General features: G+C 72.3%; 9 protein-coding genes and 1 pseudogene. 6 read left to right on the forward strand and 4 right to left on the reverse strand.

The genetic code is table 11. The features are described from left to right. Window positions 1-205: pseudogene (locus GT042_RS16550) on the reverse strand (2-phospho-L-lactate guanylyltransferase); the annotation flags it as partial. A 227-nt stretch (window positions 206-432) separates the two neighbouring features. Here GT042_RS16550 and GT042_RS16555 point away from each other — a divergent pair. From GT042_RS16555 to GT042_RS16565, 3 genes are all read left to right on the forward strand, one after another. Continuing rightward, entirely contained in the window at window positions 433-1,191 is a 759-nt protein-coding gene (locus GT042_RS16555) for a lysophospholipid acyltransferase family protein (RefSeq protein ID WP_161309486.1), read from the forward strand. Beyond that, window positions 1,188-2,189, forward strand: a complete 1,002-nt coding sequence (locus GT042_RS16560) for an NAD(P)H-dependent glycerol-3-phosphate dehydrogenase (protein WP_161309487.1) — start codon at window positions 1,188-1,190, stop codon at window positions 2,187-2,189. Before GT042_RS16555 ends, GT042_RS16560 begins: the two co-directional genes overlap by 4 nt. A 93-nt stretch (window positions 2,190-2,282) precedes the next feature. Continuing rightward, on the forward strand, window positions 2,283-3,455 hold the full coding sequence (locus GT042_RS16565; protein WP_161309488.1) for a D-alanine--D-alanine ligase family protein: 1,173 nt from the start codon (window positions 2,283-2,285) through the stop codon (window positions 3,453-3,455). Between the two features lie 121 nt (window positions 3,456-3,576). Here the strand turns inward: GT042_RS16565 and GT042_RS16570 are convergent, their stop codons facing one another. Further along, a complete protein-coding gene (locus GT042_RS16570) occupies window positions 3,577-4,026 on the reverse strand; it encodes a DUF3515 domain-containing protein (RefSeq protein ID WP_161309493.1) in 450 nt (149 codons plus the stop codon). 71 nt (window positions 4,027-4,097) lie between these two features. Next, window positions 4,098-4,331: an Lrp/AsnC ligand binding domain-containing protein gene (locus tag GT042_RS16575; protein WP_161309489.1), complete on the reverse strand. Its 234-nt coding sequence runs from the start codon at window positions 4,329-4,331 to the stop codon at window positions 4,098-4,100. Window positions 4,332-4,536: 205 nt separating this feature from the next. Here GT042_RS16575 and GT042_RS16580 point away from each other — a divergent pair, with 205 nt between their 5' ends. Together GT042_RS16580 and thiD are read left to right on the forward strand one after the other, a co-directional pair. Beyond that, window positions 4,537-5,508: a thiamine-phosphate kinase gene (locus GT042_RS16580; RefSeq protein ID WP_161309490.1), complete on the forward strand. Its 972-nt coding sequence runs from the start codon at window positions 4,537-4,539 to the stop codon at window positions 5,506-5,508. A 32-nt stretch (window positions 5,509-5,540) separates the two neighbouring features. Next, window positions 5,541-6,353: a bifunctional hydroxymethylpyrimidine kinase/phosphomethylpyrimidine kinase gene (thiD, locus tag GT042_RS16585; protein WP_161309491.1), complete on the forward strand. Its 813-nt coding sequence runs from the start codon at window positions 5,541-5,543 to the stop codon at window positions 6,351-6,353. A gap of 101 nt (window positions 6,354-6,454) precedes the next feature. Here the strand turns inward: thiD and rpmB are convergent, their stop codons facing one another. Then, on the reverse strand, window positions 6,455-6,640 hold the full coding sequence (rpmB, locus tag GT042_RS16590; protein WP_078877327.1) for a 50S ribosomal protein L28: 186 nt from the start codon (window positions 6,638-6,640) through the stop codon (window positions 6,455-6,457). Window positions 6,641-6,923: 283 nt separating this feature from the next. On the opposite strand from rpmB, the gene GT042_RS16595 reads away from it, so the two are divergent. Further along, the coding region (locus tag GT042_RS16595; protein WP_161309492.1) for a DAK2 domain-containing protein at window positions 6,924-7,389 on the forward strand (466 nt) is incomplete at its 3' end.

Genomic DNA, 7,389 nt, shown 5'->3' on the forward strand with positions numbered 1-7,389 from the left:
CGACGCGCGCCCCCAGCGCGGCCAGCTCCGCCCCCGCCGCCGGATCGTCCGTGACCACCACGACGTCCCGTACGGCCGGACAGGCCAGCGCGGCGGCCACCGTGTCCTGGGCGAAGGCCAGGGCCAGCCGGGGGCGCAGAGCACCGCCCATGGCCCCGGCCAGCCTGCTCTTGGCCAGCCTGAGCGGCTTGAGCGGGACGACCAGGGACCAGCGGGCGGTCGGGTCGGTGTCCGTGGCGAACTCTCCCTCGGTGCGTGCCGGGTGCGTACCTGCGTGTACCGGCCCCCTATTGTTGCCCGGCCGTGTCCGGCTCGCAGGCCCGCTCGCCGGGCCGGGGCGTACGGTGTTCCCGACAGCGCACAACCCCGGGGCGAGACGTGGCCCCGGGCCGCCGGATCGCGATCCGGCTCCCGAGGAGGAAGGTGTCACGAGTGTCCCGCCGCAGAATCGGCTTCTGGTACCGCCTGGCGGCCGTCATCGCAAAACCGCCGCTGATCGTTCTGTTCAAGCGGGACTGGCGGGGCATGGAGCACATTCCGGCCGACGGCGGATTCATCACCGCGGTCAACCACAATTCGTATCTCGACCCTCTGTCGTACGGTCACTTCCAGTACAACACCGGCCGCGTCCCGCGATTCCTGGCGAAGGCCGGACTCTTCAAGGGCTCCTTCGTCGGCATGATGCTCCGCGGCACCGGCCAGATCCCCGTCTACCGCGAGAGCACCAACGCCCTGGACGCGTTCCAGGCCGCCGTCGACGCGATCGAGCAGGGCGAATGTGTCGTCTTCTACCCGGAGGGCACCCTCACCCGCGACCCCGACCTGTGGCCCATGGCCGGCAAGAGCGGCGCGGCCCGCGTCGCCCTGCTCACCAAGGCCCCGGTCATCCCCGTCGCCCAGTGGGGCTCCCACCTCGCGCTCCCGCCGTACGCCAAGGACCGGCCGGTACGGCTCTTCCCGCGCAAGACGCTGAAGGTCCTCGCGGGCCCCGCCGTCGACCTCTCGCGGTTCGAGGGCCAGGAACCCACCCCCGAGGTGCTGCGCGCGGCGACCGAGGTCATCATGGCCGCGATCACGGAGCTGCTCGCGGAGGTACGCGGGGAACCGGTGCCCGCGGAGTTGTACGACCCCCGCAGGGCCAGGGCGGAACAGCGGCGCAAGGCAGCGGAAGCGGAAGAGGGGTCGAAGTGACACGGGTCGCCGTTTTCTCAGCGGGTTCGTGGGGCACGGCGTTCGCCATGATCCTCGCCGACGCGGGGTGCGAGGTGACCCTCTGGGCCCGCCGCCCCGAGGTCGCCGAGGCCATCAACACGACCCGGACGAACCCCGACTACCTGCCGGGCCTCGAACTGCCCGAGGGCGTACGGGCCACGACGGACCCGGCGGAGGCCGCGTACGGCGCCGAGTTCACCGTCCTGACCGTGCCCTCCCAGACCCTGCGCGAGAATCTGGCCCGCTGGGCGCCCGTCCTGCCCTCCGACACCGTGCTCGTGTCCCTGATGAAGGGCATCGAACTGGGCACGGCCAAGCGGATGAGCGAGGTCATCGAAGAGGTCGCCAAGGCGCCCGCCGAGCGGGTCGCGGTGATCACCGGGCCCAATCTCGCCAAGGAGATCGCCGACCGGATGCCCGCCGCGGCCGTCGTCGCGTGCCGGGACGAGGCCGTCGCCCGGCGCCTCCAGACCGCCTGCCACACCCCGTACTTCCGCCCCTACACCAACACCGACGTCGTCGGCTGCGAACTGGGCGGCGCCGTCAAGAACGTGATCGGGCTCGCCGTCGGCATCGCCGACGGCATGGGCCTCGGCGACAACACCAAGGCCTCGCTGATGACCCGCGGCCTCGCCGAGACCACCCGCCTCGGGCTCACCATGGGCGCCGACCCGCAGACGTTCTCCGGCCTGGCCGGCATGGGCGACCTGATCGCCACCTGCTCCTCGCCGCTCTCCCGCAACCACACCTTCGGCACCAACCTCGGCCGGGGCATGACCCTCCAGGAGACCATCGCGGTCACCCGGCAGACCGCCGAGGGCGTCAAGTCGTGCGAGTCCGTGCTGGATCTGGCCCGGCGCCACGGCGTGGAGATGCCCCTCACCGAGACCGTCGTCGACATCGTCCACAACGGCAAGCCGCCGCTCGTCGCGCTCAAGGAACTGATGTCGCGCAGCGCCAAGGCGGAACGCCACTGACCCCGCGGGCCGCCGGGCCGCACGCCACCGGCCCGGAACGCCACCGAGTCGGCCGCTGACGAGGCGCTGTCCACCGGGTACGCTCATCGCGATATGAGCAGCGAGAACTCCTCCCAGAGCCCTGAGCGGCAGCCCCGCAAGCCGCGTGTGGCGGTCGTCTTCGGCGGCCGTAGCTCCGAGCACGGCATTTCGGTGGTCACGGCCGGCGCCGTCCTGCGCGCCATCGACCGTACGAAGTACGACGTCCTGCCCATCGGCATCACCACGGACGGCCGCTGGGCCCTCACCGCGGACGACCCCGGGCGGATGGCCATCACCGACCGCGTCCTGCCGAGCGTCGAGGGCGTCGCCGAGTCGCTGGACGGCGGGGTGGTCCTCTCCGTGGACCCGGCCAACCGCGAGGTCGTCTACAGCGAGCCGGGCTCCGTGCCCAAGGTGCTGGGCGAGGTCGACGTCGTCTTCCCGGTGCTGCACGGCCCGTACGGCGAGGACGGCACGCTCCAGGGCCTGCTGGAGCTCTCCGGCGTCCCGTACGTCGGCGCGGGTGTCCTCGCCTCGGCCGTCGGCCAGGACAAGGAGTACATGAAGCGGGTGTTCACCTCCTTCGGGCTGCCCGTCGGCCCGTACGTGGTGATCCGCCCCCGCGAGTGGGAGCAGGGCCCCGAGGGCGCCAAGGGCGCCGCCGCCCGCAAGAAGATCGTGGACTTCGCCGCCGAGCACGGCTGGCCGCTCTTCGTGAAGCCCGCGCGCGCCGGCTCCTCCATGGGCATCACCAAGGTCGACGACCTCTCCGGCCTGGACGACGCGATCGCCGAGGCCCAGCGCCACGACCCCAAGATCCTGGTGGAGTCGCTGCTGCGCGGCCGGGAGATCGAGTGCGGGGTACTGGAGTTCGAGGACGGGCCGCGCGCGAGCGTGCCCGCCGAGATCCCGCCCGTCACCGCCCACGACTTCTACGACTTCGAGGCCAAGTACATCGACTCGGCCGCCGGTCTGGTGCCCGCGCCGCTCACCGAGGAGCAGACGGCCGAGGTACGGCGGCTCGCGGTCGAGGCGTTCGAGGCGGCGTCCTGCGAGGGCCTGGTCCGCGCGGACTTCTTCCTCACCGAGGACGGGGGGTTCGTCATCAACGAGATCAACACGATGCCGGGCTTCACCCCGATCTCGATGTACCCCCGCATGTGGCAGGAGACCGGCGTCGGCTACCCGGAACTGGTCGACCTGCTGATCCAGGCGGCCCTGCGCCGTCCCACCGGCCTGCGCTGAGGCCGTGGCCGCGGCCTCTCCGGGAGGCCGCGGCACGAGCGGTCCCGCCGGGGCCGGGGCCGTACCCCTCCCGTACCTCTCCCGTACCTCTCGGAGACTGCCCGGGGACGGCTCGGGCCGCTCAGAGACTGCTCGGGATCGTCCTCGCCACCGGCGTGGCCAGCGCGGCCAGCGGCGTCGCGTCGTTGGCGAAGCGCGGGCCCAGGGTGACCTCCACATAGGCCTCGCGGTACGTGGTCGTGAAGCGCGCCCCCGAGTCGAGCTGTTCCAGCATCCAGTTGACGCCGTCCGCCTCCACCGCGTTCGCCCGGGGATCGTCCATCTCCCCGGGGCGGGGGACTCCGCAGCGCAGTACGATCGCGTCGTCCCCCCACCCGGCGGTCAGTTCGGAACGCGGCCGGGGATCGTCCCGGTCCAGCCCCCCGAGGGTCCCCGGCAGCGCCTTGTGCAGGGCCCCGCACAGCTTCGCCGCCTCGGCGGACGGGCGGGGAACGGAGACCGGAGAGCCCTCGTCCGTGGACGAGCAGCCCGCCGCGGCCAGGAGCAGGGCGACGGCGGGCAGGCACAGCATCGGACGGCCGGATAGCCTGCGGCGGAAGAGCCGGCGGCGGGTAACGGTCACCGGCCAAGCGTAGACGGGGGCTACAGGTGAACGACGGGGCAGGTCAGGGTGCGGGTGATGCCGTCCACTTGCTGGACCTTGGCGACCACCATGCGGCCCAGCTCGTCGACGGTGTCCGCCTGGGCGCGGACGATGACGTCGTAGGGGCCTGTCACGTCCTCGGCCTGTATCACTCCTGTGAGCTTGGCGATGGTCTCGGCGACGGTTGTCGCCTTGCCCACCTCGGTCTGGATAAGGATGTACGCCTGTACCACGGAACCTCCAGGGCGGCCACGAGGATCATGTGGGGGGAAAGAGACGCCACGGTATCGCGTCGTCGCGGGCCACGGGGAGACCCGGGGGCCCGATGGCGCCCCCGGGTGGCGTACGGAAAACATAAGTTGACGTGTCTCTTGACGGAACCGACAGCAGTGACGGCCCGTGACCGCAGGCGCGGCCGGCGATGAGAGGGGAGTCTCGGTGAAGGGAACCGTGGGCGAGTTGGGGGAGTTCGGCCTCATCAGGGAGCTCACCTCCCGGCTGACCACCACCCCGGCGGTCCGGCTCGGCCCTGGCGACGACGCCGCGGTCGTGGCCGCGCCCGACCGCAGGGTCGTGGCCAGTACGGACCTTCTGCTGGAGGGCCGGCACTTCCGCCGCGACTGGTCCACGGCGTACGACGTCGGCCGCAAGGCCGCCGCGCAGAACCTCGCCGACATCGCGGCGATGGGCGCCGTACCCACCGCGCTGCTGCTCGGCCTGGTCGTCCCGGCCGAACTCCCGGTCACCTGGCCCACCGAGCTGATGGACGGCATCCGCGACGAGTGCCAGGTCGCGGGCGCGGCCGTGGTCGGCGGTGACGTCGTGCGCGGTGACACCATCACCCTCGCCATCACGGCCCTCGGCGACCTGCGGGGCCATGACCCGGTGGTCAGGTCGGGCGCGCGGCCCGGTGATGTGGTCGCGTACACCGGCTGGTTGGGCTGGTCGGCCGCCGGGCACGCGGTCCTCTCCCGGGGTTTCCGCTCGCCCCGCGCCTTCGTGGAGGCCCACCGCAGGCCCGAACCGCCGTACCACGCGGGCCCGGCGGCGGCCGGACTGGGCGCCACCGCCATGACCGACGTCAGCGACGGACTGGTCGCGGACCTCGGGCACATCGCGGACGCCAGCAAGGTGAGGATCGACCTGCGGTCCGGACTGGTCGACATCCCGCAGCAGATGCACGACATCGGCCAGGCGGTCGGGATCGACCCGCTCCAGTGGGTGTTGACCGGGGGAGAGGACCACGCGATCGTGGCCACCTTCCCGCCGGACGTGAAGCTCCCCGCCCGCTGGAAGGTGATCGGCGAGGTCCTGCACCCGTCGGCGCTGCCGCAGGTGACGGTGGACGGGGCGCCCTGGACGAGCAAGGGCGGCTGGGACCACTTCGGGGACATCGAGGACGCGCGGTAGGGCGACCGGGCACGCGCAGTAGATTCGGTCGTATGAGCCCCTCTCCCGCGTTTGTGCCCGCCCGCGTCCTCACCGTCGCCGGTTCCGACTCCGGCGGCGGCGCGGGCATCCAGGCCGACCTCAAGACGATGCTGGCGTTCGGGGTGCACGGCATGAGCGTGCTCACCGCCGTCACCGCGCAGAACTCCCTCGGGGTCAAGGGCGCCTGGGAGCTGCCGGTGGAGGCGGTACGGGCCCAGTACCGCGCCGTGGTGGACGACATCGGCGTCCAGGCCGTGAAGACCGGCATGCTCGCCTCGGCCGGACTGGTCGAGGCCGTCGCGGACCTGCTCGCGGGCACGGACGCCCCGGCGGTCGTGGACCCGGTCGGGGTCTCCAAGCACGGGGACCCGCTGCTCGCCGAATCCGCGCTGGACGGGGTACGGACGAAACTGCTGCCGGTCGCCACCGTCGCCACCCCCAATCTGGACGAGGTCGCGCAGCTCACCGGCGTTCACGTGACGGACGAAGCGTCCATGCGCCGCGCGGCGGACGCCGTCCTCGGCTTCGGGCCCCGCTGGGCGCTCGTCAAGGGCGGGCACCTGCCGGGCGACGCCGTCGACCTGCTCACCGACGGCACCGAGGAGCACTGGCTGCGTGCCCCCCGCCACAGCAACCGCCACACGCACGGGACGGGCTGCACGCTCGCCTCGGCCATAGCCTCGGGCCTGGCGAACGGGCAGGGGGTGGTGGAGGCCGTGGTCGCGGCCAAGGAGTACGTCACCGGCGCGATCGCGCACGGCTTCCCGCTGGGCGGCGGCATCGGCCCGGTGGACCACGCGTGGCGCTTCCGCCGGGGTCGGTGAAACCGGGGTCGGTGAAAGCGGGTGAGCACGGCAAAAAGCCGGCCCACCGAGGTGGACCGGCTTTTCAAGGCAACCGCAGGGGCTGCGCTACGACGCAGGCGTCAGCGCGAGACCTTGCCGGCCTTGATGCACGATGTGCAGACATTGAGCCGCTTCGGCGTCCGACCGACCACGGCACGCACGCGCTGGATGTTCGGGTTCCAGCGACGGGACGTACGGCGGTGCGAGTGGGAAATGCTGTTGCCGAAGCCCGGCCCCTTGCCGCAGACGTCGCAGTTGGCAGCCACGGGTCACTCCAAAGACTTCAGATGTACGTACAGAGAAATCCGACGTGCCCGAATCAACTAATTGATGTGGCCTTGCCGGGGGAATGGCCCGACTCTCGTCGGGCAACCGGAGCAGCATACAACGGCTGCCTCGGTACAACGAAACTACCATGACCTGCCCGGCCCCCCTCCCGGTCCCCGCCCCCGCCGCTCTCACCCCTGGGGGGCACCGGCGGCCCCGGGGGTTACCCTGCGTCCAGCCCGCCAGCCCAGGCCGTGAAGGCCGCCCAAGGAGGACCACCCGGTGCCGCAGACCCTCGACGCCGCAGCGGTGCGGAGCTGGTGCTCACTGGCTCTGGAGGCCCTCGGGCGGGAGCGCGAGGAGATCGACGCGACCAACGTCTACCCGGTCGCGGACGGCGACACCGGCACCAACCTCTACCTGACCGTCGAATCCGCGGCGCAGGCCGTCGAGGCGGTGTTCGCCGCGCACGAGACCGGGGGGTCGGTGCCCGCCGCGGGGGATGCCGTACGGGCCATGGCGCACGGCGCGCTGATCGGGGCCCGGGGCAACTCGGGGACGATCCTGGCGCAGTTGCTGCGGGGCATGGCGGACGTGCTGACGGACGGCACGCAGGACACGCGCGGCGCCGACGGGGGCGGGGACCGGGCCGGTGACCCGGCCGGTGACGGGGCCGGTGACGGGGATCACCTCGCGCGGGCGCTGCGCCGGGCCGCCGGGCTCGCCCGGGAGGCCGTCGCGCACCCCG

The sequence above is a fragment of the Streptomyces sp. SID3212 genome (assembly GCF_009865405.1).
GTDB lineage: Bacteria > Actinomycetota > Actinomycetes > Streptomycetales > Streptomycetaceae > Streptomyces.

Coding starts and splice junctions, on each gene's coding strand:
- GT042_RS16565 (WP_161309488.1), top strand. CDS start 2,283: ATGAGCAGCGAGAACTCCTCCCAGAGCCCTGAGCGGCAGCCCCGCAAG.
- GT042_RS16570 (WP_161309493.1), bottom strand. CDS start 4,026: ATGCTGTGCCTGCCCGCCGTCGCCCTGCTCCTGGCCGCGGCGGGCTGC.
- thiD (WP_161309491.1), top strand. CDS start 5,541: ATGAGCCCCTCTCCCGCGTTTGTGCCCGCCCGCGTCCTCACCGTCGCC.